Below are 23,964 nucleotides of genomic sequence, written 5' to 3'. Positions count from 1 at the left end.
ATGCTTGTGGGAGCGAGCTTGCTCGCGAAGGCCGGAACCGGCCACCCTTCGCCCGCAAGCGGCCTCCAACAGGCCTTCGATCCGGCGCCGGCGCTGATTCGCCTGTTGGAGGGAGCTTGCTCGCGAAGGCCGGGCCACCCTTCGCCCGGCACAGCCGGCCTTCCGCAGGCCTTCGGTCCAGCGCCGGCGATGGGTCCGACGATCAGGACTCGGCGTCGAGCACGTCGTCGAGCAGGTGGCCGGAGCGTTCGGCCTTGGCGCTGAGGTAGCGTCGGTTCTGTTCGGTCAGGCGGCCGTAGACGGCTTCCCGGGCGTGGACCTCGATGCCGTGGGCGGTCAGGGCCTCGATCTTGGACGGGTTGTTGGTCAGCAGGCGGCAGCGTTTGACGCCCACCGATTCCAGCATGCTCGCGGCCGAGGCGAAGCGGCGCTCGTCGTGGTGGAAGCCGAGCAGGCCGTCGGCGTCGACGGTGTCGTGGCCGGCGTCCTGCAGCGTGTAGGCGCGCAGCTTGTTGGCCAGGCCGATGCCGCGGCCTTCCTGGTCCAGGTACAGCAACACGCCGCCGCCGAGCCGGGCGATGGTGGCGACCGCGTTGCGCAGCTGTTCGCCGCAGTCGCAGCGGAGGCTGCCGAACAGGTCGCCGGTCAGGCAGGCCGAGTGCAGGCGAACGGGCACCGGGTCGGGCCAGCTCTCGGGCTGGCCGATGACCACCGCGATATGCTCACGCAGGCCGTCGGCCTCGCGGAACAGCACGAACCGGCTGTCGGGCGCGTCGGCCAGCGGCACCGGCGCTTCGCTGACCCGGCGGACCCGGTCGGCGGCCTGGTCGGCGCAGTCCGCGGCCTCGGTGGCCTCGACCCGAAGCAGCGGGCCGCGCTCGGCAAGGGCCTCGAGCTCTGGCGTGACCGGCCCGGTGATCGCCGCCGGGATCAGCCGGGCCCGCCGCATCAGCGCCAGCGCGGCGCGGTCGGCGCTGCCGGCCGGCTCCAGCGGTCCGAACGCGTCGTCCGCCGGCCGGCCGTCGCCGGTGGCCCAGGCAGCCAGCCGGTCGCGGGCGATCGGCCCGCGAAGGCGCGCGGGCAGCCGGGCATCGTCATCGGCCGGCAGGCCCAGCGCGGCCAGCCGTGGGCGCCGCAGCACCAGCGCCAGCGCGGCGTCCTCGGCCGGCTCCAGCGCGTCGAGCAGCGCGCTGCCGCGCTCCACCGGGTAGGCAACCCGATCGCCGTCGGCGGCGCGGATCAGGACCGGCAGGCCGCGACGCAGGTCGAAAACGGCGCGTTCGGATTGATGCATGGCGGGATTCACCGGGGCGTTCAAAGCGCCAAGATAGCGCGGCAGGGACGACGCGTGCGTGAACCGATATTGCGGCGGTTGGGCTAGAGTTCAACGCGCTGGCGGTCGTTCAGGCCGCGCAGCGAGCCTCTCCAACGACCGTCCAGGAACCCCGTGCCGATGCCCGACGCCGCCGATCCGATCGATCTCGAGACCGCCTGGTCCGCGCTGCGGGCGCGCGCCGGGCGGGGCGGACAGGCCTGTCCGGACCTGCACATCGCCCCGGACGGCTGGGCCGGCGATCGGCCGGTCGATGCGGATGCGGCCGACCTGCTCGATGCGCTCGCTCCGGTGGCCGCGGCCGGTCCGCGCTGGGTGGTCGGTCAGCTCGGCCAGACCCTGGACGGCCGGATCGCGACCGAGACCGGGCATTCGCACACCATCAACGGCCACGCCGCCCTGGTCCACCTGCACCGGCTGCGCGCGCTGGTCGATGCCGTCCTGGTCGGCGTCGGAACGGTAGTCGCCGATCAGCCCCGTTTGACGGTTCGCCACGTGCCGGGCGACGACCCGGTGCGCGTGGTGCTCGATCCGCGCGGTCGGGCACCGCTCGACACCTCGCCGCTGGCTGCCGCGCCCGGTGCGGCGGCAACGCTGCACCTGGTGGGACCGGCGGTCGGGGAATCGGCCGCCGGGCCGCACGTCGAGCGCGCGACGATCGAGGTCGGCCCCGATGGGGTCGAGCCCGTGGCGGTGCTCGAGGCGCTGGCCGCGCGCGGGCTCCGGCGGGTGCTGGTCGAGGGTGGCGCGGTGACGCTGTCGCGCTTCATCGACGCCGGCGCGCTGGACCGCCTGCACCTGCTGGTCGCGCCGATGCTGATGGGCTCGGGCCGCTGCGGGCTCGCGCTGCGCCCGATCCGGACCGTCGATGAGGCGCTGCGGCCGACGGTGCGGCGCGTGGCGCTGGGCGACGATACGCTGTTCGACGTTGCCCTGAGCGGCGCGTACGGCGCCGGAGGCAACGATCGATTCGACGACTGATCCGGCAATCGATCCGGCCATCGTTTCGACAGTCGTCCCCGCAATCGATCAGGATGCGGTGGAGCGCTCGTCCGGCTCCAGCAGCGGAACCAGCGCGCCCGGCAGCGTTGCCAGCAGTGTGACCAGCCCGTAGGCGATCGACACGGCGACGCCGGTTTCGGGCGCGTAGCCGGCCAGCGCGAACAGACCGGCGGCGGCCGATTCGCGCACGCCCCAGCCGCCGACCGAGAGCGGGATCAGCATGGCCAGCAGCACCAGCGGCGCAAGGACCAGCAGGTCGGCGCCGCCGACCTCCACGCCCAGCATGCGACCGGCGCTGGCGAAGGCGCCGCACAGTGTGCCGAACACCACCAGCGACAGCAGCAGCTGCCGCGGGCCGTAGCGGCGCGACAGCAGCGCGCGGCGGGCGTCGGTCCACAGCGCCTGGAGCCAGTCCGGTCGGCGCCGGAGCAGCACGACCAGCGCCAGCGCGCCGAGCGCGGCAGCAGCCGGCAGCGCCGGCCCCAGCGCCTTGTCGGCAGTGCCGGCGATGGTGCGGCCCAGCGGGGTGGTGATGAGCAGCAGCGCGGTGATCGTCAACAGCACCAGCTGGCCCGAGGCGCGTTCCAGCACAACCGCGCGCACGGCCAGCCCGGTCCGTCCGCTGCTGCGGGCATGGCGGACGGCGCGGGCCGCGTCGCCGGCCACGCCGCCGGGCAGCAGCTGGTTGGCCAGGCCGGCCAGGTAGTAGTCGTAGATCGCGCGGCGACGCGACAGCGGAACGCCGATCGCGATCGCCGTCAGGCGCCAGCGGGCGGCTGCGGCCAGCATCTGCAGCACGCACAGCGCCAGGCCGACCGCCAGCCACGACGGGTCGATGCGCCGCACCTGGTCGGCGATCTCGGCCGGGTCGAGCAGGCACGCCAGCAGCACCAGCAGACCGAGGCTGGTCAGCACGCGCAGGGCCAGGCGCCAGCGCGCGGTCATGGTCCGATGCCCGGGCGTGCATTCATCGTCGAGCAGCTCCGGGCGATGCCGGCGGCTGCGCGAACAGGTCGACGTGGCCGACCTCGACGCCGATCCGACCGTCGCGCAGCGCGCGGGCGCGTCGGGCCGACCAGTCGTCGATCTCGGCCCGTGCCTCGGGCACCTGGATGGCGATCGCTTCGGCCCAGCCGGCCAGCAGTCGGCCGGTCAGCGCGTCGTGGAGGCCGGCCGGCAGCCGCCATGGGCTGGGCGCGGTGCGGACGATGTACCCATGCCGCTCGAGGGCGGCGGCCAGCACGCCCGGCGCCTCGCCGCCGAGGGCCGCGCCCAGGCCCTTGTCGCGCGCCTGGTGGTCGCGGTAGTGCTGGAGCATCCGGTCGTCGTCGGCGTCGGACACGCCGCGCCCATCGGGCCCGAGAAAGCGCCAGCGGCCGTCGACGCTGAGCACCATCAGCACCGCGCAGCGCCGGTGCGCCATGGCAGCGGCCAGCGATTCGATCCAATCGCGCGAGACCAGGTCGAGCAGCGCCGAGGCGGTGACCAGGTCGCAGGGGCGATCGAGCACCGCGTCGAGATCGGCCAGCGAACGGAGATCGAGTTCGATCTCGAGCTCGATGCCGGGATCGGAGTCCGGCGGGCCCTCGATTCGCCCCAGTCGTCGTCGGGCCCGCTCCAGCAACGCGGCATCGTGATCGACCAGCCGCCAGTGCTGTGCGCAGGGCAGCCGCGGGGCCAGGTGCGCTGCATTGCTGCCGGTGCCGGCGCCCAGGTCGACGATGTGCAGCGGTGCAGCGCGGCCGGCCAGCGCTTCGCGAAGCTCGGCCTCGAGCGCGGTCGACCGGGCGGCATGGTCGGCCGGCTCGCGCAGCGCCAGCCAGTCGGCCTGGAAGCGATCGTTGTGACCACTGTCGCGATGCTCTTCGCTCATCGGAGCTGGACCGCGTCGGCGAAGCGCTGCGCGGCGCTCGGCCAGTCGGGCAGCCCGGCGCGGGCCTGCATCGCCCCGGCGCGGAGGCGCGCGCGCAGCGCGCGCTCGTCGAACCAGCGGGCCAGGGCCGCGGCCAGCGCGTCGGGATCGGCCGGTGCCACTTTCAGCGCGGCGGTCTCGGGCACGGTGTCGGCCAGCGCGCCGCCGGTCGTGGCGACGAGCGGCAGGCCGCGCGCCAGGGCCTCGGTGACGACCATGCCGAAGCCCTCGTAGTGCGACGGCAGCACGAACAGGTCGGCCGCGTGGTAGGCCGCGTCCAGCACCCGCGGCTCGGCCTCGCCGGGCAGGTCGATGCGGTCGGCCAGGCCGTGCTCGCGGATCCGGGCACCGACGCGCTCGGCGAAGGCCGGGTCGCGGGGGGCGCCGACCAGTCGACACGCCCAGGGCCGGTCGGCCACTCGCGCCAGGGCATCGACGAGCAGGTCCTGGGCCTTGCGCGGCACCAGGCTGCCGACCGAGAGCAGCTCGAACCGTTCGCCGCCGTCGGAGCCGGCGACGGCCGAGCGGGCCGGCGGTGCCGGGTCGGTGCCGGGTTCGACCACCGCAATCGAAGCGGTGGCCATGCCCAGCGCCTGCAGACGGCGCGCGGTGAACCGGCTGGTGGTGACGATGCGGCGACAGGCCGCCACGGCGCGGGTCTCCGAGGCCCGCAGTCGCTCGGCACGCGCGGCGGCCAGGCCGGTCTCGTCGCACAGCGGGTGGTGGACCAGGGCCACCAGGTCGAGTCGCCCGGCGTGGGCCTCGGCGACCTCGGGCAGACCGCCGAGCGCCAGTCCGTCGACCACGGCCGTGGCGCCGTCGGGGAGGCCGGCCAGCGCGGCGTCGAAGGCCCGGCGGGCGGTGTCGTCGGCGACCGGAAAATCGCCGTCCAGCCCGTGCACGCCGACCGTCCAGCCGGCCGCGCGCAGGCCTTCGGCGATCCGCGCGTCGTACAGCGAGCCGCCGGTGCGCCGCGTCGGGTCGCCGGGCACCAGCAGGTCGAGTGCCGGCGTCGGACTCACACCGGCCCTTCGAAGCCGGCGCGGGCGACGTGGGATTCCGACAGGGTCACGGCGATTCGCTCGATGTCCCGGCCGCCGGGTCCCAGGCGGCCGTCGCGGGCGGCTTCGGCCAGGCGCGCGTGGATGTGGCCGGCCAGGAACTCGGTGGTGGTGTTCTGTCCGGCGAAGCGCTCCTCGTCGTCGAGGTTGCGGTAGTTCAGCTCGGCCAGGATGCCGGCCAGCACGTCGCCGGCCAGGCCGATGTCGACGACCAGGTTGTCGCCGTCGAGCGCGGCACGCGAGAACCGGGCGTCGACCACGTAGGTGGCGCCGTGCACCCCCTGGGCGGGGCCGAAGATCTCGCCGCGGAAGCTGTGGGCGATCATGAAGTGGTCGCGAACGGTCAGGTGGTACATCGGATTTCCTCGTGCGGATGGGGAGCCCGATCGAGCGGCGGCGGACGACGACCTCGCTCGATCGGCAGGTCGGTCGGCAGGTCGGTCGGCAGATCAGTCGGCATGTCGGTCGGGATAGGCGACCCGCAGGCACAGGCCGGCGGCCTGCGCGTTGGCCAGGCCGGGCATCCGCGCCGGCAGCGCGTCGAAGGTGCACTCGTCGTCGATCAGCGCGTCCAGTGCATCGTCGGCCAGCAGGGCCAGTGCGGCGGCCAGCCGGCGGCGAGGGGTCCAGCGTGCCCGGCGCCGTGCCGGTACCCGGCCGACCTGGCTGGCCCGCAGCGTCAGCCGTCGGGCGTGGAACGCGCCGCCCAGCGCGACCGGGGTTCGACCTTCGCCGTACCAGCTCAGCTCGATGATCTCGGCCTCGAAGCCGGCCGCGTTCAGCGCGGTCTGCAGGCCCTCGGCGGTGGCGCTGGCATGGAACACGAGGTCCTGGTCGGTCGGGGCCTCGTCGGGGAGGGCGAAGGTCGCGCCCAGCCGCTCGGCCACGGCCCGGCGGGCCGGGTCGACGTCGATCAGGGTGAGCTCGGCGCCCGGGAGTTGGGCGGCCAGCCGGGTAACCAGCAGCCCGACCACCCCGCCGCCGACCACGGTGATCCGGTCGCCGGGGCCGGCCTGGGCGTCCCACAGCGCGTTCAATGCGGTCTCGGCATTGGCCGCGAGCACCGCGCGTCCGGCCGGGACCCCTTCGGGCAGCACGTGCACCGCCTCGGCCGGCACCACGAAGCGGTCCTGGTGCGGGTGCAGGCAGAACACGGTTCGGCCGAGAAGCCGATCGGGTCCGGCCTCGACCTCGCCGACGCAGGCGTAACCGTACTGCACCGGGAACGGAAACTCGCCGCGCTGGAACGGCGCGCGCATTCGCCGGTACTCGCTCTCCGGGACGCGGCCGTGGAAGACCAGCGATTCGCTGCCCCGACTGATGCCGCTGTAGCGCGTGCGGACGCGCACCTGGTCCGGGCCGGGCGGGTCGAGCACGCACTCGCGCAGCTCGCCGCGGCCCGGCGCGACGGTCCAGAATCCTCGAGCGATCGTGGGCCTGGTTTCACTCATGCGCTCTATTGTGTAACGTCGGCGTCATCGTCGGGGCGCCGAGTCTCGAGCATGCGAAAGGAGTAGGGTATCCGGATGCCGATCGCCGAACGAATCCGCCCGATCCTGCCCGACCTGGCCGCCGGCGCCGGGCTGGCGATGGTCGTGCAGGCCGCGCTGCCGCTTTCGCTGCGGGTCGGCGCGCTGGCGATGCTGGCCACGGTCGCGGTCTACGCCGGGGTCGCCGCGGCGATCGGCCGGGCCTGGCCGGCGCACAGGCGCGAGTTCGGCTGGCCCAACCGCGTGACCCTGGCCCGCGCGGCGCTGGTCGCGGTCCTGGCCGGACTGCTGGTCGCGCCGGCGGCAATCGCCGAGCACGGGCAGATGCTGGCCGCACTCGCCGCGCTGGCGCTGCTGCTCGACGGCCTGGACGGCTGGCTGGCCCGGATCACCGGCCGGGTCAGCGCGTTCGGCGCCCGCTTCGACATGGAAATCGACGCCCTGCTGATCCTGGTGCTGAGCCTGGCGCTGGCCCTGACCGGCAAGGTCGGTCCGTGGGTGCTGGCGATCGGCCTGATGCGCTACGCCTTCGTCCTGGCCGGCCGGGCCTGGCCGAAGCTCACCGCCGAACTCCGCCCCGGCCGCACCCGCAAGGTGATCTGCGTGCTGCAGGGCGTTGTCCTGGCGGCCTGTCTCGTCCCGGCGGTGCCGGCCGGCTGGGCCACCGCTCTGGCCTCGCTTTCGCTGCTGGCGCTGACCGCTTCCTTCATTTTCGACACCACCGAACTCGCACGCCGGCCCGATCCGGCAGGAGAACCGCGATGAACCTTCGACGTCTTGCCACCCCGCTTGCCCCCCTGGTCGCCGCGCTGGCGCTTGCGCCCTGCTGGTCGGCGCGCGCCGAGCCGATCGAATGGGCGATCGATCCGGATCATTTCTCGATCGGCTTCGAGGTCATGCACATCGGCTACGCCCGGACCCTGGGCCTGTTCCTGGACGCCGAGGGCCGGTTCGTCTACGACCCCGAGACCGGGACACTGTCCTCCGGCCGCGTCGTCGTCCAGGCCGACAGCGTGTTCACCGACCACGACCGTCGCGACCGGCACGTGCGCAGCGACGACTTCCTGTCCGCCGACGACCATCCGGAGATCGTGTTCGAGGCCACCGACTACGAACCCGGCGCGAACGGCCAGGGCACGCTGTCCGGCAACCTGACCCTGCGCGGCCAGTCGCACCCCGTGGAACTCGAGACCACCATCAACCGCCGCGCCGACTACCCGTTCGGCCACGGCAAGGACACGCTGGGCATCTCGGCCACCACCACGCTGCGCCGCAGCGAGTGGGGCATGACCTACGCGCTGGACAACGACCTGGTCGGCGACGAGGTGGTGTTGCGGTTCGAGTTCGAGGCGTTGAACGACGGGGTGGCGGACGACGGCGGTCGGTGAGGGCGGGGTAGGCTGTTTTCGGTTTCGGTTTCGGTTTCGGTTTCGGGTTTCGGGTTTCGGGTTTCGGGTTTCGGGTTTCGGGTTTCGGGTTTCGGGTTTCGGGTTTCAGGTTTCAGGTTTCAGGTTTCAGGTTTCGGGTTTTAGGGATCAGGGATCAGGGATCAGGGATCAGGGATCAGGGATCAGGGATTCAGAAGGTCCGGGGTTGGGTGCTCGGGTCGGTTCAATCTCCGCGGTCCTGGCACCTTCGCGTCTTTGCGTCCATCCTCCGAGGAACGAAGGCGCCGAGCGTGACCGGAATCCGCCGCCCGCTCGGGCCCCTCGTCCCCGGTCCGGCGTCACACCCCGACCACCAGCAGCGTGACCACGGTCCCGACGCCGGCGCCGGCGGTGGCGGCCAGGGCGGTGAGCCAGACCAGGCGGCGCTCGGCGGCGGCGCGCTGCGGGCCGGGCTTCGGCGGCTGGACCAGCAGCGCCTCGCGCGGCAGTTCCAGCACCGCCGACAGCGCCGAGACGCTTTCGTTCGACGCCACGCCCTGGTTCTCGACGCGCTGGACGGTGCGCAGGCTCAGGTCGGCCACCTCGGCCAGCTGCTGCTGGGTCCAGCCGCGACGGGTGCGCTGATCGCGGACGAGTTCGGAATCGATCATCATCGCCGGCCCCTCACAGCGCGAAGCTGCCGATAACGAAGCCGACCCCGGTCCCGGCCACGCCGTGCATCAGCGTCAGCCAGAGGGTCAGACCGGCCAGGGCATCCAGCGCGCCGCGCTCGGCGGGCCGACGAGGGCCCAGTCCGGAACGGGACGGCCCGCGGCGCTCCCCGATGCTTCGGTTCGAGATGGTCATCGCGGCCCTCCATCACGGCAGGATGCTGGCCAGGGTGTAGCCGAACACCCCGCCGGCCAGGCCGCTGATGAGGAAGATCGGCAGCATCTTCTTCCAGGCGCGCCGCCAGATCACCTTGCCGTCGGCGTCGAGCAGGCCCGGGCCCATCGCGCTGCCGACGTCGGAGTCGACCTCGATGCCGTCGCGGTACAGCGTGATCCGGAACGTGCCGCTGCCGAGGGCCAGGCAGGAAAACTCGACCGCGTAGTCGTGCCCGCCGTGGGTGAACTCGTGCCGGCTGGACCGCCGCAGACTGCGGAGGCGGGACACGAGCTGACCATCGACGCGAATTTCCTCGCGCCCGCTCCAGCTCGATCCCCAGACCTCGATCGTGATGCCATCGAGGTCGAACCAGGACCGGATGCCGTTCTTCCAGTGGATGTTCAGACCGTTGCGTTTCATATCGTCGTGTGCGGTGGTTCGGTTCATGTCGGGCTCCTTGGCCGTCGGGTTCGGGGCCATTGAACCGACACGAGCGGGCCGACGGAACGTCAGCGGACCGCCACGGCGGCCGACTGGCGTGCGACAGCAGTGCGTCAGCGCGGTGTCGCCTGCTGCCGACGCACACCGCGTATCGTACCGGCAGGCCCCGCAACGGCGCAAAACGCCGGAGTTCAAGATGATCCGCACCCTCGGCAGCCTGGTCTTCTACACCCGCTTCCTGCGCTCGTTCTCCGCGCTGGGTTTCCGCCGCCGCGCGCGCGACTGGCGGCCGCTGGCGCCCGATCTTTCCGGCCAGCGCTGGGTCGTCACCGGCGCAACCGGCGGCATCGGACGCGCCACGGCGCTGGCGGCGTGTCGGTTCGGCGCCGAGGTGATCGCGATCGCACGCAGCGACGACAAGCTCGACACGCTGCGGGCCGAAGCGGAGGGGGCAGGCCGGATCCGTCCGCTGCGGGCCGATCTTTCGCTGCTGCGCGAGGTCCGCGCGCTGGTCGACGACCCGACCGTTGCCGAGGGCGGCATCGACGTGCTGGTCGACAACGTCGGCGTGCTGCTGAACGATTTCTGGATCACCGAAGAGAACCTGGAGTGCTCGCTGGCAACCAACCTGCTCGGTCACGTGGTGCTCGCCGAGGGGCTGCGCGACGCCGGCCGGTTCGGCGACGACGCGCTGGTGATCGAAGTCTCGTCCGGCGGCATGTACGGCACGCCGCTGACGATCGAGCCGATGCTCGCGCCCGACCCCGACGACTGGGACGGCATGGCGGCCTATGCGATGCACAAGCGTGCCCAGGTCGCGCTGACGCGGGCCTGGAACGAGCGCTGGCAGGGCGCGCCGACGGTCCAGGTCATGCACCCGGGCTGGGTCGATACGGAGGGCGTGAAGACCGCGCTGCCGGGCTTCCGGGCCGCACTGAAGAAGGTGCTGCGCAACGCCGACCAGGGCGCCGATACCATCCTGTGGCTGGCCGCCGAGCGCCCGCCCATCCCGGCCGAGGGCGGTATCTGGCTCGATCGTGAGCTGCAGCCGGAGCACGAGTTCGGGTTCACGCGCGACGGGGCCGACGTTGACGAACTGAACGCCGCGGTCAAAGCGCTGCTTGACGATGCCGGGAAAGGGGCGAGGGGCGAGAGCGGGGATCGTCGCGTGCGGTGATCGTGGGGCGGGGGTGGGGAGACGCTGATTCGGGTTTCGGAGAACGGTGAGCGGTGAGCGGTGAACGGTGCTCAGTTTTCAGTTTTCAGTTTTCAGTTTTCAGTTTTCAGTTTTCAGTTTTTCCTTGCGCCCTTGGCACCTTTGCTTCTTTGCGTCTGTCCTCTCAAGGAGCGAAGCCGCCGACCGTGACCTGAATCGTCCACCCCGCCCGAGCCGCCCACTCGTCCCTCTCCCCTCGACCCTGGCCCCTTTTCCTGAGCGCTCGGCGCCGACCGCGCACGTCGAAATTCGCCGCACCGGCTCGATCCGGCGGCGTCGAACGCATCGTGAAGGAGGAAATGGTGGCTACGGGTGGACTTGAACCACCGACCTCAGCATTATGAGTGCCGCGCTCTAACCAGCTGAGCTACGTAGCCACGAGGAAGCCGCGTATTGTTGCGTGGCGCTTCGGGGATGTCAATACCGGCCGGGTCTTCAGCGGAAGGCGCGCTCGGCGTCCAGGCCCTCGGGCGCGATCTTCGGGGCTTCTCCGAGCAGCCGGTCGGCCAGCAGGTCGGCCGAGCCGGCGGCCATGGTCCAGCCCATCGCGCCGTGGCCGGTGTTCAGCCATAGGCCGTCGACCGGGGTCGGGCCGATCAGCGGCGGGCCGTCCGGGGTCATCGGGCGCAGGCCGGTCCAGGCCTCGCCGGGGTGGGTCCGGATCAGCTCGGCCAGCTCGGGCAGCAGCGCCGCGGCGTTGTCGCGCAGGAAGTCCAGCCGTTCGGGGCGCAGCGATCGGTTGCCGCCGGTGAAGTCGGCCAGGCCGGCGATCCGCAGGCGGTTCGGACCCAGTCGGGCGGTCACGAAGCGGCGCTCGAAGTCGAGCAGCGGCCAGGCCGGCGCCGGCATCTCCGGGCCGACCGGAAGAGTCAGTGAGTACCCCTGCACCGGGTAGATCGGCACGCGCAGGCCGAGTGGTTCGAGCAGCCGTCGGGTATCGGCTCCTGTGCACAGGATGACTCGATCTGCCTCGTACATGTGGCGTTCTTCGTCGATCGTCGCCGAAATGCGAATCTTCCCGTTGCCGGCTGGTTCGATCGTACGGACCCGGGTGGCGAACTGCAGCGTGGCTCCCAGGGCCTGGGCGCGAGCGGCCGCGGCCAGGCTGAACAGGCGCGCGTCGCCGGATTCGTGGGCCGGGAACCGCAGTGCGGCCACGAACTGGTCGGCCACCGGCGCCAGGGCCGGCTCGGCCCCGACCAGTTCGGTCGGATCGAGCTGTTCGTACTCGATGTCCGGATCGCCGATCCGGCGGCGCAGTTCGATCGCTGCGGCCAGGCCCCGGGCCGTTCGGTAGAGCTCCAGCGATCCGCCGAGGCGCTGGTCGTACTGGAGCGCATGGCGCTCGCGCAGCTCGGCCAGGCAACGGGTCGCGTGGAAGGCCAGCCGGATGCAGTGCCGCGCGTTCGGGTAGTAGCGCGCCGGCGTCGACTCGCGCAGAAAGGCCGTACCCCAGCGGACCAGGCCGGGCAGGGCCTGCGGGTACACGCGGTAGGCCTGCCGGCGCCGGAGGAGTGCGCCGAGAAGCTTGCGGCCGGCGCCCGGCGGATTCCACGGCTCGGCGTGGGCCGGCGTCAGGCTGCTGCCGTTGGCATGGCTGGTGCCGCGGCCCGGTTCGGGCTCGGCGTCGATCAGGGTGACCTCGATGCCGCGCTCGGTCAGCACCAGCGCGGTGGTGCTGCCGACGATGCCGGCGCCGATGATGACGATCTTCATGGTCGGAATCTACGGCACGTCGTGGTCGTGTGTTCGAGGGCGGTCCCGACCGGCCAGCGTAGGGCCTCGAGCAAGAACTCAGGGCAGTTCGAAACTGTCACGAAAGACCAGGTCGGCCGGTTCGAGTTCGATCAGGCAGCCGGCAGCGGTCGCGGCAGGCGTCATCACGTCGAGGCTGCAGCTGCTGAACGAGGTCGGCGGCGAGCCGCCGACGGACGGCGCCATGATGAATCCCGAGCTCGGACAGGTGTTGCCGTCGCCGTCGTGGAACGAGCCGAAGTTGTGGCCCAGCTCGTGGGCGACGATCACCGAACTGACGGTTTCGCCACCGAAGTCCTGGTTGATGCCGTAGCCGAAGGAGCTGCTGCACAGCACGCCGACGTAGGCCAGACCGACCGTGCCGCCGTCGAAATCCTTCCCGCTGAACAGCTGGGCAAGGCCGGCGAACGGCAGGCTGCTGCCGCCACCGGAGCGCATGAAGTCCTGGAATTCCTGCAGCAGGGAAAACGGGTCGGTCGGCGTCAAGGGACCGTTGCTGGCCAGCGACTCGAGATGCCAGAGCGCGATGCCGACGCCGACCTGTTCGGCATAGATTCCGTCGACGAAATTCAGCCGACCGGTCGCCACGGCTTCGGCCGTGCCCGGGTGGAGCCCCTGGAACTCGGTATCCAGGACCAGCGTGACCGGCAGGGCCAGGGGGGCGGCGGCGCGCGGGCCGAGCGCGTCGCGCAGGTGGGCGATGAAGTCGGAATAGCTCGGCCCGATACCGGCATGAGCCTGCCGGGTGCCGAGCGGTGAGATGCCGCCGGAATCGATCGGGCCGGACCACTCGAGGTCGCGGAAGCGGAACAGCAGCGTCTCGCCGGCGTGCCGGGCGCCGAGAAACGCCTCGGCGCGATCGATCAGCAGCAACGACTCGCCGTCGAAGAAGCCGCCGGTCCAGCGCTCGCCGATTCGCGTCAGACGGGCCCAGGAGCCGGGGCGTCCGCGCACGACGCCTTTCATCCAGCGCGCGTCCAGCGACTGCAGCCGCGTGCGCTGCGGCGGGGTCAGCTTCGCCAGCAGCTCGGTGTTGTCCTCGAGGTCGAGCGTCCAGCGCTGGCCGTCGCCGGCCAGTTCCATCGTCAGGCCGGCGGCGCGGCTCTCCAGCCTGGGCTCGACGGCTTCGAAGCGCTGCAGTCGAGGTGATTCCGCGGCGGCTGCGGCGGCAAGTCCGGCCCACGCCAGGGCGGCCAGGACGAGGTGGGTCAGGCGGTTCCAGTGCATCTGGCGAGCTCCCGGGGCAAGCGCCGAAGTTCGGAGTCTACTCCAGAATCCCGGCGCCGCTCCAGCGTCGCCGAGCGGCTCGGCGAACGTCGATGGCCCGGGACGTGCCGGCGCCCGATCAGCCCGGCATCGAGCGCCCGAACGCGTCCTTGTAGCGGGCCTTCAGGTCGGTCATGTCCAGCGCGTAGCCCTGCGGCGCGTTCTCGGCGATCTTGATCGAGCCGAGCAATGAGCCGAGGCGGGCCGCATCGACCGGGTCCCAGCCGCGCTCGAGGCCGAACAGCAGGCCGGCCCGGTAGGCGTCGCCGCAGCCGGTCGGATCGGCGATGCACGCCGGCTTGACGGCCGGGATCGCGGCTTCGCCGTCATTGGTCAGCAGCTGCGAGCCCTCGCCGCCGTGGGTGATGATCAGCCCGCCGTTGAGGCCCTTCAGCGCTTCGCCGCGGGTCCAGCCGGTCTTGCTGGCGATCATTTCCCACTCGTAGGAGTTGACGGTCAGCCAGTCGGCGTTGGCGACCAGGTCGCGCAACTCGTCGCCGTTGAACATCGGCAGTGCCTGGCCGGGGTCGAAGATGTGCGGGATGCCGGCGGCCTTGAACTGCTCGGAATGCTCGAGCATGGCCTGCTTGCCGTCGGGCGAGATGATGCCCCAGGCGATCGAGCCGTCGGTCGGCACGGTGTTGCGGTGGTTCTCGTTCATCGCGCCGGGGTGGAAGGCGGTGATCTGGTTGTCGTCCAGGTCGGTGGTGATGTAGGCCTGGGCGGTGAAGTGGTCGTCGTCGCGCAGCACGTACCGCCGACTGATGCCCAGTTCGTCGAGCCGTTCGGCATAGCGATCGAAATCGGCCCCGACCGCGGCCATCGGCAGCGGCGTGCCGCCGAGTTGCTGCAGGCCGTAGGCGATGTTGCCGGCGCAGCCGCCGAAGTTCCGATGCATTTCCGGCACCAGGAAAGCGACGTTGAGCATGTGGGTCTTGTCGGGGAGGATGTGGTCCTTGAAGCGCTCGGGAAAGACCATGATGTTGTCGTAGGCCAGCGAGCCGCAGATCAGGATGGACATGAGGGAAAGGTCCCGGTGTCGAATCAGCCCGGCAGTATAACGAACCCTTAACGGCGGTCCGGCGACTCTGGGACGGTCGAACGTGGACGTGGTCGCGCGGGATGCCCTGAATCCGATGAGATCGGGGACGGACGCGGTGAACGATTGGCGTACACTACGGCGACACACGCGCGCGGACCTCGCATTCGCCCCGGCGGTTCGCGCGTCGGTTCCACCCTTCACGTCACCGGTACCCATGTTCAAACGTCTGCGCGGTCTCTTTTCCAACGATCTGTCGATCGATCTCGGCACGGCCAACACGCTGATCTTCGTGCGTGGCCAGGGCATCGTCCTCAACGAACCCTCGGTGGTCGCCGTCCGCATGGATCGCGGCCCCGGCGGCCCCCAGAACGTCGCCTCGGTCGGCATCGAGGCCAAGCAGATGCTCGGCCGCACGCCGGGCAACATCCGCACGGTCCGCCCGATGAAGGACGGTGTGATCGCCGATTTCGACATGACCGAGCAGATGCTGCAGTTCTTCATCAAGAAGGTGCACTCCTCGCGCTTCCTGCGGCCCAGCCCGCGGGTGCTGGTCTGCGTGCCGTGTTCGTCGACCCAGGTCGAGCGGCGCGCGATCAAGGAATCGGCCGAAGGCGCCGGTGCGCGCGAAGTGTTCCTGATCGAGGAGCCGATGGCCGCGGCAATCGGCGCCGGCATCCCGATCCACGAGGCGCGCGGCTCGATGGTGCTCGACATCGGCGGCGGCACCTCGGAGGTGGCGGTGCTTTCGCTCAACGGTATCGTGTACTCGAACTCGGTGCGGGTCGGCGGCGACCATTTCGACGACGCGATCATCAACTACGTGCGGCGGTCCTATGGCACCTTGATCGGCGAGGCCACCGCCGAGCGGATCAAGCTGGAGATCGGCTGCGCCTATCCGCTGACCGAGACGCGCGAGATGGAAGTCTCGGGCCGCAATCTCGCCGAGGGCGTGCCGAAGATGATCACGCTGAACTCCAACGAGGTGCTCGAGGCGCTGACCGAGCCGCTGTCGTCGATTACCAGCGCGGTCAAGAACGCGCTGGAGCAGACTCCGCCGGAGCTGTGCGCCGACGTCGCCGAGACCGGCATCGTCCTGACCGGTGGCGGCGCCCTGCTGAAGCAGCTCGACAAGCTGCTGATGGAGGAAACCGGCCTGCCGGTGATCATCGCCGAGGACCCGCTGACCTGCGTGGCCCGCGGCGGCGGTCGGGCGCTGGAAATGATGGACGAGAACCGCGGCGATTTCTTCTTCCCCGGTTGACGGTCGTAGAGGCACGGGTGACTTGCCGGCGTCACGAACCCCACCCTGAAACCGGGCCGTCGTGAATGGCCCGTACGGCCAGCGTGCGCTGATCGGCGTCTCCAGCGGCACGGCGCGCCTGATGGCGTATTCGCTGCTGGCCATCACGCTGATGGCGCTGGACCACCGCGGTCGCTACGTCGACCACCTGCGCGATATCGCGACCCAGCTGGTCGAGCCGCTGGTGCTGCTGATCGACCTGCCGTTCCAGAGTGCCGAACGACTGAACGAGTTCTGGACCCAGCGAGTCGAGTTGGTCGACCGGGTGCGCTCGCTGGAGCGTGAGGCGCTGGCGCGCGACGCCGCGCTCGGCGAACTGGCCGACCTGGCCGCCGAGAACGCCCGTCTGCGCGCGCTGATCGACGCTGCCGCGCGCCAGCCCCAGCGCGCTCTTGCCGCCGAACTGGTCGCGATCGATCTCGATCCCTTCGCCCACCGCATCGTCGTCAAGCGCGGATCGACCGACGGCGTCGGCATCGGCATGCCGGTGATCGACGCACGCGGCGTGGTCGGCCAGGTCGAGCAGTCCGACCGGTCGACCGCCCGGGTCATCCTCCTGACCGACCCCGATCACGCGTTGCCGGTCCAGGTGCTGCCGTCCGGCGAGCGCACCATTGCCTACGGCTCGGGGCGGGTCGACCGGCTGCGCCTCAACGACCTGCCGATGAACACCACCGTGAAGACCGGCGACCTGGTCGTGACTTCGGGCCTCGGCGGCCAGTTTCCGCCCGGCCTGCCGGTCGGCCGGCTGTTCGCGCTGGAGCGGCCCGACGGCGAGCCGTTCGCCCGTGCCGAGGTCGAGCCGCTGGCCGGAATGGATCGGAACCGGATGGTGCTGATCCTGCAGAGTGCGCCGGCGCCCGAATCGCTCGAGGCCGAGACCCGGCCGGACACGCCGCCGGAGGGCGCGCCGGCGATCGACAACGGTGCACAGCCGGGCGAGGCCGGGGAGAACGACAACGACCGACAGCCAACGCCGGCCGAGCCGCTGCCGGCGTCCGCGGAGGGGCTGCAATGAGCCGCCGGGACGATCGCGAGGGCATGCTGGTGGTGGCCGGCTCGGTGCTGGCCGCGCTGGTGCTTACGGTGGTGCCGTTGCCGGTCGCGCTCGAGCCGTTCCGGCCCTACTGGGTGGCGCTGGTGATGATCTACTGGCACCTGGAGTCGGGCCGGCTGCACGGGCTGGGCCCGGCCTTTGCGCTGGGCCTGGTCGTCGACGTGCTGACCGGTGCGCTGCTCGGTCGCCATGCGCTGAGCCTGGTGATCCTGAATTTCCTGCTGCGCCGCTTCCGCAACCGCATCCGCTTCTTCCCGCCCTGGCAGCAGGCGCTGGCCGTCGGTGCGCTGCTGCTCAACGACCGGGTCGTCCACCTGTGGGTGGTCGGCCTGCTGGAGCGGTCCTGGCCGGGCTGGGCCTTCTGGCTGCCGCCGCTGGTCGGTATGGCGCTGTGGCCATGGCTGTTCCTGCTGCTCGACGGGCTGCGCTCGCGGCGGCGCGGGGGGCGCGCATGAACGGGCCGGCGCCATGAAGGGCTGGACCACCGCCTCGATCGACCCGCTGGCGCAGCTGCGCGTCAACCGCCGATTGGTGATCGTCACCGTGCTGATGCTGCTGGCGCTCGGCGGCGTGGTCGCGCGGTTTGCCTACCTCCAGCTGGCCAGCCACGATGCCCTGGCCGCGCGGGCCGAGAACAATCGGGTCCGTCTGCAGGCGGTCGCGCCGAACCGGGGGCTGATTCTCGATCGCCACGGCCGCGTGCTGGCCGAGAATCGGGCGGCCTACCGGCTGGTGGTGGTGCCGGAACGGGTCGAGGACCGGGCCGCGATGCTCGATGCCGTCGATGGGCTGGTCGGTCTCAGCGACGAAGAGCGCGAGCGCTTCGCGCTGGACCGGATGCGCAGTCGCCCGTTCCAGCCGGTCACCCTCAAGACCAACCTGACCGAAGACGAGGTCGCCGCGCTGGCCCTGAAGCGGCATCGGCTCGAAGGCCTGGAAATCGAGCCGTACCTGACCCGGCACTACCCGCACGGCGAGGCGCTGTCGCACGTCATCGGCTATGTCGCGCGGCTGGACGCCAGCGACCTCGACCGCCTGGACCCGGATGATTATCGCGCCACCACGCACACCGGCAAGACCGGCATCGAGCGCTATTACGAGGATCTGCTGCACGGCACTTCGGGCGTCGAGCGGGTCGAGACCAACGCCCAGGGTCGGGTCGTCCGGGTGCTGGAGCGCGTCGATCCGATCCCGGGCGAGGACCTGCGCCTGAACATCGACCTGGATCTCCAGCTCACCGCGCTCGAGGCGCTGGGCACCCAGTCCGGCGCGGTGGTCGCGCTGGACGTCGCGACCGGCGAGGTGCTGGCGCTGGTCAGCAAGCCGGGCTACGACCCCAACGACTTCGTCAACGGCATCTCGTCGTCGGCCTACCGGGCGCTGCTCGAGAACCCCTACCGGCCGCTGTTCAACCGGTTCCTGTCCGGCGGCTACGAGCCGGGTTCGACGATCAAGCCCTTCATCGCCCTGGCCGGGCTCGAGTCCGGCCGGATCACCCCGCAGACGCGGGTGTTTTCCAGCGGCGTGTTCCGCTTGCCGGGCCACTCGCGCGAATACCGCGACTGGCGCGAGGGCGGTCACGGCTGGGTCGATCTGCGGGCCTCGCTGGAACAGTCGGTGAACGTGTATTTCTACCAGCTGGCCAACGACCTGGGCATCGACGCCATCTCGCGCGAGCTGGCCCTGTTCGGCCTCGGCCAGCCGACCGGCATCGACCTGCGCGGCGAATTCGCCGGCGTGTTGCCCAGCCGCAGCTGGAAGCGGCGCGAGCTGAACGAACCGTGGTTCCCCGGCGAGACCGTGATCACCGGCATCGGCCAGGGCTTCACCGTGGTGACTCCGCTGCAGCTGGCCTGGATGACCGCCGCGCTGGCCGGCCGAGGCCACACCGCGCCGCCCCGACTGGTCGGTCGGGCCGAGCCGGTCCGGGTCATCGCGCACGACCCGGCCGACTGGGACGCGGTGTTCGACGGACTGGAAGCCGTCATCGTCGGTGCGCGCGGGACCGCGCGTGCGATCGCCGCGGAGGTGCCGGTGCCGCTGGCCGGCAAGACCGGCACCGCGCAGGTGTTCGGGCGGCCGCAGGACGGCGAGGACGAAGACGACGAAGAACTGCCCGAGTTCCTGCGCAACCACGCGCTATTCATCGGGTTCGCGCCGGTCGATGCGCCGCGGGTCGCGGTGGCCGTGGTCGCCGAGCACGGCGGCGGGGGCGCCACCGTGGCCGCGCCGGTCGCGGCCCGGGTCATTGCGCGGGCGGTCGGCGCGCCGGACGATCGAAGCCTGGTCGACGGGGACGGGCGGTGATGGACACCGGGCCGATCGATCTGCGGCCGCGCCTGCTGCGCTTCGACCCGTGGCTGCTCGGCCTGCTGGTGGTGCTGATGGGCTTCGGCCTGCTGGTGCTCTACAGCGCCAGCGACGGCAGTACGGGCCTGGTCTGGCGACAGATCGTCCGGCTCGGGTTCGGTTTCGGGCTGCTGGTGATCGCCGCCCAGCTGCCGGCGTCGTTCTACCGGCGCTGGGCGCCGTGGATCTATGCCGGCGGGGTGGCGCTGCTGATCGCCGTGCTGCTGTTCGGCGTCGGACGCGGCGCACAGCGCTGGCTCGACATCGGCCTGATCCGTTTCCAGCCCTCGGAGATCATGAAGATCGCGGTGCCGCTGATGGTGGCCAGCTGGCTGCACCAGAAGCCGCTGCCGCCGACGCTGAAGGACTTCGCCGCCTGCGCGGTGCTGATCGGCGTGCCGACCGGGTTGATCGTCGTCCAGCCGGACCTCGGCACCTCGGTGCTGGTCGCGGCCGGCGGGGTCATGGTGTTGTTCCTGGCCGGCGTTCGCTGGCGCTGGATCCTGCTCGGCCTGGCCGGCCTGGTGGCGGCCGCGCCACTGATCTGGTCGCGGCTGCACGACTACCAGAAGAACCGGGTGCTGACCTTCCTCAACCCCGAATCCGATCCGCTCGGCGAGGGCTGGAACATCATCCAGAGCAAGATCGCGGTCGGCACCGGCGGGCTGACCGGGCGGGGCTGGATGGAGGGCAGCCAGTCGCGGCTGGAGTTCCTGCCCGAGCCGCACACCGACTTCATCCTGGCGGTGCTGTCGGAGGAGTTCGGCTTTCTCGGCGTGCTCGGGCTGATGGCGCTGTACGTGGCCATCCTGCTGCGCGCGATGGTGCTGGTCGGCCAGATGCGCGACGTGTTCGCTCGCCTGCTCGGCGGCAGTCTGGTGTTCCTGTTCTTCGTCTACCTCCTGGTCAACGCCGGCATGGTCAGCGGACTGCTGCCGGTGGTCGGCGTTCCGCTGCCGCTGGTCAGCTACGGCGGCACGTCGGCCGCGACCCTGCTCACCGCCTTCGGTATCATCATGGGCCTGTACAGCCGACGGAAATTCATGAAGTGAACGGAATCGTCGGCGTCGTTGGTGGTCTTTCATTCATGGTCCGATTACGCTGCGGCGCATTCTTCGACGGAGATCCGATGCACAAGCTCTCGCTGTTCCTGTTCACCGCTGTGTTCACGCTGGCGACGAGCGCCGGCCCGGCTTCGGCCGAACCCCATCCCGGCGCGGACGCGTTCGTCGAGCGGGTCGTGGCCGAATACGACCTCGACCCCGCCCACGTGCGCGCCGTGCTCGAGCGTGCCGAGTACCAGCAGGCGATCATCGATGCGATCACCCGGCCGGCCGAAAGCAAGCCCTGGTACCAGTACCGGCCGATCTTCCTTGGCCGGACGCGGATCGACGCCGGCGCGGCGTACTGGACCGAGCATCGCGAGCTGATCGACCGGGTCGCCACCGAGTTCGGCGTGCCGGCGCCGTTCGTGCTGGCGATCATCGGGGTCGAGACCAACTACGGCACCATCACCGGCAGTTACCGCGTGGTCGATGCGCTGGCCACGCTGGGCTTCTACTACCCGCGTCGCGGCGCGTTCTTCGCTCGCGAACTGGGCCAGTACTTCCAGCTGGCCGCCGAGGAGGGTCTGCCGCTGGAAGAGGTGCGCGGCTCCTATGCCGGCGCGATGGGCCTGGGCCAGTTCATTCCCTCGAGCTACCGCGCCTACGCGGTCGATTTCGACGGCACCGGCTCGCGCGACCTGTGGCAGTCGCTGCCCGATGCGCTGGGCTCGGTGGCGAACTACCTCAAGGTCCACGGCTGGCGCCCGGACCAGCCGTCGGTGCTGCCGATCCGCGCGCTGCCGGCCGGCCTGGACCGCGAATTCCCGATCAAGCCGGAAACCACGCTGGACGACCTGGCCGAGCTGGGCATCGAGTTCGATGCGCGCGGCCTGCCGGGCGACACCGACGCCACGCTGATCGAGCTGCAGGGCGAGAACGGTCCGGAGCACTGGATCGGCCTGTTCAACTTCTACGTGATCACCCGCTACAACCGCTCGCCGCTGTACGCGATGGCCGTCTCGCAGCTGGCCGCGGAGATCGCGCGGACGGCCGGTGTCGAGAGCGGGCCGAGCCTGGCCGCGCTGGGTGAATGAGCGCACGATGACGACGGTCCTGGCCCGCTCGGCCCTGCTGCTGCTGATCTTCCTGCTGGCCGGATGCGGCGGGCGCGAGGTCCGCGAGCCGCGCGATGGCGCTGGCCGGCCGCTGGACCCGAGCCGGATCGAAGTGCCCGAGCCGCGCCCGGAGCCGCGCGCCCGCTACGGCAACCACAGCCCGTACACCGTGCTCGGCCGCACCTACCACGTGCTGCCGTCAGCGCGTGGCTATCGGGAGCGCGGCCTGGCGTCGTGGTACGGCAGCAAGTTCCACGGCCGCCCGACCTCGTCCGGCGAGCCCTTCGACATGTACCGGGTCTCGGCTGCGCACAAGACGCTGCCGCTGCCGACCTGGGTCGAGGTGACCAACCTGGACAACGGTCGGACGCTGACGATCCGGGTCAACGATCGCGGTCCGTTCAAGGACGGCCGGATCATCGACCTGTCGTATGCCGCGGCGGTGCTGCTCGACGTGGTCGACAGCGGCACCGCGCGGGTCGAGGTGCGGGCCATCGACCAGGCCGAGCTGCCGGTCGATACCATCGGCAGCCCGCGCGAACTGCCGGTGCTGATCCAGGCCGGGGCATTCTCGAACGAACGGACCGCCGAGGGCGTCGCGCGCCAGCTGCGCCAGGCCGACATCGACCGCGTGCGCGTCGAGCGCGACCGGGTCGACGGACGGACCTTCTGGCGGGTGCGAATCGGGCCGCTGCGCGACGCCGCGCGGGCCGAGGCGCTGTCCCGGCGGATCGCCGGCATGGGCCTCGGCCCGCCGGTCTACGTCTATCCTTGAGACGCGGCGCCCGGGGAACCCGGCATCGGTTGCGGCGTTCATAGGCTGGACAGGCTCCAGCCGACCACCCCACACCAACGAAACGGATCCAATGACCTTTCAACGACGACTGATGTTCTGCTTCCTGCTGCTGGTGCTGGCCGCCGGCCGCGCCGCGGCCCAGGTGCCGGTGCCCGCGGCACCCGACCTGGCCGCGACCAGCTTCGTGCTGCAGGACTTCCACTCCGGCGAGATCATCGCCGCCAGGGACCCCGAGCTGCAGGTCGAACCGGCCAGCATCACCAAGCTGATGACCAGCTACGTGGTGTTCCGCGAACTGGCCTCGGGCAACCTGCGTCTGGACGAGTCGGTCCGGATCAGCGAGAAGGCCTGGCGCACCGGTGGCTCGAAGATGTTCGTCGAGGTCGGCACCGAGGTCAGCGTCGAGGACCTGCTCAAGGGCGTGATCATCCAGTCGGGCAACGACGCCAGCGTGGCGCTGGCCGAGCACGTGGCCGGCACCGAGTCGGTGTTTGCCCAGATGATGAACGCCGAGGCCCAGCGCCTGGGCATGACCGGCACGAACTACCGGAACTCCACCGGGCTGCCCGACGCCGACCACTACACCACCGCGGCCGACGTCGCGACGCTGTCGCGCGCGCTGATCGCTGAATTCCCGGAGTACTACGCCTGGTATTCCCAGCTGGAATTCACCTTCAACGATATTCGCCAGACCAATCGCAACCTGCTGCTGCGGCGCGATGACTCGGTCGACGGCCTGAAGACCGGCCACACCGAGGCCGCCGGGTACTGCCTGGCCACCTCGGCCCAGCGCGACGGGATGCGGCTGATCAGCGTGGTCATGGGCACGGCCAGCGAGAACGCGCGGGCCGAGGCCAGCCAGTCGCTGCTGAACTACGGCTTCCGCTTCTTCGAGACCTTCAAGCTGTATTCGGCCGGCGAGGAGCTGACCCGTGCCGAGGTCTGGAAGGGCGCGCTCGACGAGATGGCGCTGGGCGTGGCCGGCGACGTGTTCCTGACCGTGCCGCGCGGCCGCCAGGATCGGCTGGCCGCCGAGCTGGTGGTACCGCGTCGCCCGGTGGCGCCGTTCAGCGAAGGACAGGACTACGGCACGCTGCAGATCCTGCTCGACGGCGAGCTGGAGCTGGAGCAGCCGCTGGTCGTCATGCACGACGTGCCCGAGGCCGGCTGGTGGGGGCGGACCACCGACGGCATCGGCCTCTGGTTCGGCGGTCTGTTCGGCGGCGATGACTGACGACCTGAGACTCGACAAGGACGGAGCGCTGGAATTCCCGTGCCGCTACCCGGTCAAGGCACTGACCCGCACCCGCGAGCAGGCGCTCGACCAGGTGCTGGCCGCGATCGCCGCGCTGGACGTGGCGGTCGACCATGAAACCGTGACCATCCGGCCCAGCCGCAACGGCCGGTTCCAGAGCATCACGGTCGAGGTCGAGGTCGATTCCCGACCGACCCTGGAGGCCGTCTACGCCGCGCTGCGCGCGCTCGACATCGTGGTGATGACCCTGTGACCGAAGCCGCGCCGCGACGC

At 71.0% G+C, this 23,964-nt stretch carries 25 protein-coding genes and 1 tRNA gene; 13 read left to right on the top strand and 13 right to left on the bottom strand.

What is annotated here, in order from left to right:
• Positions 1–202 precede the first annotated feature (202 nt).
• Complete coding sequence (gene ribA, locus HFP89_RS02225; protein WP_168716012.1) at positions 203–1,294, bottom strand: GTP cyclohydrolase II RibA; 1,092 nt, start codon at positions 1,292–1,294, stop codon at positions 203–205.
• Positions 1,295–1,453: 159 nt separating this feature from the next.
• Here ribA and HFP89_RS02220 point away from each other — a divergent pair, with 159 nt between their 5' ends.
• A complete protein-coding gene (locus HFP89_RS02220) occupies positions 1,454–2,314 on the top strand; it encodes a RibD family protein (RefSeq protein WP_168716011.1) in 861 nt (286 codons plus the stop codon).
• A gap of 48 nt (positions 2,315–2,362) precedes the next feature.
• On the opposite strand, the gene HFP89_RS02215 is transcribed toward HFP89_RS02220, so the two are convergent.
• The 5 genes from HFP89_RS02215 to HFP89_RS02195 form a co-directional block, all read right to left on the bottom strand.
• The gene (locus tag HFP89_RS02215; protein ID WP_168716010.1) at positions 2,363–3,280 is read right to left on the bottom strand and encodes a lysylphosphatidylglycerol synthase transmembrane domain-containing protein; all 918 of its coding nucleotides are present in this window, start codon (positions 3,278–3,280) and stop codon (positions 2,363–2,365) included.
• A gap of 22 nt (positions 3,281–3,302) precedes the next feature.
• The gene (locus HFP89_RS02210; RefSeq protein ID WP_168716009.1) at positions 3,303–4,208 is read right to left on the bottom strand and encodes a class I SAM-dependent methyltransferase; all 906 of its coding nucleotides are present in this window, start codon (positions 4,206–4,208) and stop codon (positions 3,303–3,305) included.
• Complete coding sequence (locus tag HFP89_RS02205) at positions 4,205–5,269, bottom strand: glycosyltransferase family 4 protein (RefSeq protein WP_168716008.1); 1,065 nt, start codon at positions 5,267–5,269, stop codon at positions 4,205–4,207. Before HFP89_RS02205 ends, HFP89_RS02210 begins: the two co-directional genes overlap by 4 nt.
• On the bottom strand, positions 5,266–5,664 hold the full coding sequence (locus tag HFP89_RS02200) for a 6-carboxytetrahydropterin synthase (protein WP_168716007.1): 399 nt from the start codon (positions 5,662–5,664) through the stop codon (positions 5,266–5,268). The genes HFP89_RS02205 and HFP89_RS02200 overlap by 4 nt, the downstream gene beginning before the upstream one ends.
• Before the next feature lie 93 nt (positions 5,665–5,757).
• The gene (locus tag HFP89_RS02195; RefSeq protein WP_168716006.1) at positions 5,758–6,759 is read right to left on the bottom strand and encodes a zinc-binding alcohol dehydrogenase; all 1,002 of its coding nucleotides are present in this window, start codon (positions 6,757–6,759) and stop codon (positions 5,758–5,760) included.
• 75 nt (positions 6,760–6,834) lie between these two features.
• Between HFP89_RS02195 and HFP89_RS02190 the strand changes: the two genes are divergently transcribed.
• Together HFP89_RS02190 and HFP89_RS02185 are read left to right on the top strand one after the other, a co-directional pair.
• Entirely contained in the window at positions 6,835–7,563 is a 729-nt protein-coding gene (locus HFP89_RS02190) for a CDP-alcohol phosphatidyltransferase family protein (protein WP_168716005.1), read from the top strand.
• Entirely contained in the window at positions 7,560–8,186 is a 627-nt protein-coding gene (locus HFP89_RS02185) for a YceI family protein (protein WP_168716004.1), read from the top strand. The genes HFP89_RS02190 and HFP89_RS02185 overlap by 4 nt, the downstream gene beginning before the upstream one ends.
• Before the next feature lie 338 nt (positions 8,187–8,524).
• On the opposite strand, the gene HFP89_RS02180 is transcribed toward HFP89_RS02185, so the two are convergent.
• The 3 genes from HFP89_RS02180 to HFP89_RS02170 are packed head-to-tail and all read right to left on the bottom strand — an operon-like array spanning position 8,525 to position 9,500.
• Positions 8,525–8,839: a helix-turn-helix domain-containing protein gene (locus tag HFP89_RS02180; RefSeq protein ID WP_168716003.1), complete on the bottom strand. Its 315-nt coding sequence runs from the start codon at positions 8,837–8,839 to the stop codon at positions 8,525–8,527.
• A gap of 10 nt (positions 8,840–8,849) precedes the next feature.
• On the bottom strand, positions 8,850–9,032 hold the full coding sequence (locus tag HFP89_RS02175) for a hypothetical protein (RefSeq protein ID WP_168716002.1): 183 nt from the start codon (positions 9,030–9,032) through the stop codon (positions 8,850–8,852).
• Between the two features lie 12 nt (positions 9,033–9,044).
• The gene (locus HFP89_RS02170; protein WP_168716001.1) at positions 9,045–9,500 is read right to left on the bottom strand and encodes a hypothetical protein; all 456 of its coding nucleotides are present in this window, start codon (positions 9,498–9,500) and stop codon (positions 9,045–9,047) included.
• Positions 9,501–9,690: 190 nt separating this feature from the next.
• Between HFP89_RS02170 and HFP89_RS02165 the strand changes: the two genes are divergently transcribed.
• Positions 9,691–10,671 (top strand): SDR family NAD(P)-dependent oxidoreductase, encoded by a 981-nt coding sequence (locus tag HFP89_RS02165; RefSeq protein WP_168716000.1) that lies wholly within the window; start codon positions 9,691–9,693, stop codon positions 10,669–10,671.
• 339 nt (positions 10,672–11,010) lie between these two features.
• Here HFP89_RS02165 and HFP89_RS02160 read toward each other — a convergent pair.
• The 4 genes from HFP89_RS02160 to HFP89_RS02145 form a co-directional block, all read right to left on the bottom strand.
• Positions 11,011–11,087: transfer RNA gene (locus tag HFP89_RS02160), tRNA-Met, on the bottom strand.
• Positions 11,088–11,145: 58 nt separating this feature from the next.
• Positions 11,146–12,426 (bottom strand): FAD-dependent oxidoreductase, encoded by a 1,281-nt coding sequence (locus HFP89_RS02155; protein WP_168715999.1) that lies wholly within the window; start codon positions 12,424–12,426, stop codon positions 11,146–11,148.
• Between the two features lie 78 nt (positions 12,427–12,504).
• On the bottom strand, positions 12,505–13,692 hold the full coding sequence (locus tag HFP89_RS02150; protein WP_168715998.1) for a M12 family metallo-peptidase: 1,188 nt from the start codon (positions 13,690–13,692) through the stop codon (positions 12,505–12,507).
• Positions 13,693–13,810: 118 nt separating this feature from the next.
• Positions 13,811–14,752 (bottom strand): carbohydrate kinase family protein, encoded by a 942-nt coding sequence (locus tag HFP89_RS02145; RefSeq protein ID WP_168715997.1) that lies wholly within the window; start codon positions 14,750–14,752, stop codon positions 13,811–13,813.
• 235 nt (positions 14,753–14,987) lie between these two features.
• Here HFP89_RS02145 and HFP89_RS02140 point away from each other — a divergent pair, with 235 nt between their 5' ends.
• The 9 genes from HFP89_RS02140 to HFP89_RS02100 all read left to right on the top strand — a co-directional run bounded on the left by HFP89_RS02140 (position 14,988) and on the right by HFP89_RS02100 (position 23,944).
• A complete protein-coding gene (locus HFP89_RS02140) occupies positions 14,988–16,034 on the top strand; it encodes a rod shape-determining protein (RefSeq protein ID WP_168715996.1) in 1,047 nt (348 codons plus the stop codon).
• A gap of 61 nt (positions 16,035–16,095) precedes the next feature.
• Positions 16,096–17,091: a rod shape-determining protein MreC gene (mreC, locus tag HFP89_RS02135; RefSeq protein WP_168715995.1), complete on the top strand. Its 996-nt coding sequence runs from the start codon at positions 16,096–16,098 to the stop codon at positions 17,089–17,091.
• Entirely contained in the window at positions 17,088–17,585 is a 498-nt protein-coding gene (gene mreD, locus HFP89_RS02130) for a rod shape-determining protein MreD (protein ID WP_168715994.1), read from the top strand. Before mreC ends, mreD begins: the two co-directional genes overlap by 4 nt.
• Positions 17,586–17,598: 13 nt before the next feature.
• Positions 17,599–19,437, top strand: coding sequence for a penicillin-binding protein 2 (gene mrdA, locus HFP89_RS02125; protein WP_168715993.1), 1,839 nt, complete (start codon positions 17,599–17,601; stop codon positions 19,435–19,437).
• The gene (gene rodA / locus HFP89_RS02120) at positions 19,437–20,531 is read left to right on the top strand and encodes a rod shape-determining protein RodA (protein WP_168715992.1); all 1,095 of its coding nucleotides are present in this window, start codon (positions 19,437–19,439) and stop codon (positions 20,529–20,531) included. The genes mrdA and rodA overlap by 1 nt, the downstream gene beginning before the upstream one ends.
• A gap of 77 nt (positions 20,532–20,608) precedes the next feature.
• Positions 20,609–21,619, top strand: a complete 1,011-nt coding sequence (gene mltB, locus HFP89_RS02115; RefSeq protein ID WP_168715991.1) for a lytic murein transglycosylase B — start codon at positions 20,609–20,611, stop codon at positions 21,617–21,619.
• Between the two features lie 7 nt (positions 21,620–21,626).
• Entirely contained in the window at positions 21,627–22,415 is a 789-nt protein-coding gene (locus tag HFP89_RS02110; protein ID WP_168715990.1) for a septal ring lytic transglycosylase RlpA family protein, read from the top strand.
• Positions 22,416–22,506: 91 nt separating this feature from the next.
• A complete protein-coding gene (locus tag HFP89_RS02105) occupies positions 22,507–23,670 on the top strand; it encodes a D-alanyl-D-alanine carboxypeptidase family protein (protein WP_168715989.1) in 1,164 nt (387 codons plus the stop codon).
• On the top strand, positions 23,663–23,944 hold the full coding sequence (locus HFP89_RS02100; RefSeq protein ID WP_168715988.1) for a DUF493 domain-containing protein: 282 nt from the start codon (positions 23,663–23,665) through the stop codon (positions 23,942–23,944). Before HFP89_RS02105 ends, HFP89_RS02100 begins: the two co-directional genes overlap by 8 nt.
• Positions 23,945–23,964 lie beyond the last annotated feature (20 nt).

It is taken from the genome of Wenzhouxiangella sp. XN79A (genome assembly GCF_012272825.1).
Taxonomy (GTDB): domain Bacteria; phylum Pseudomonadota; class Gammaproteobacteria; order Xanthomonadales; family Wenzhouxiangellaceae.
Note: the sequence above shows the minus strand (reverse complement) of the source record. Positions and strands in the feature narration are given on the sequence as shown.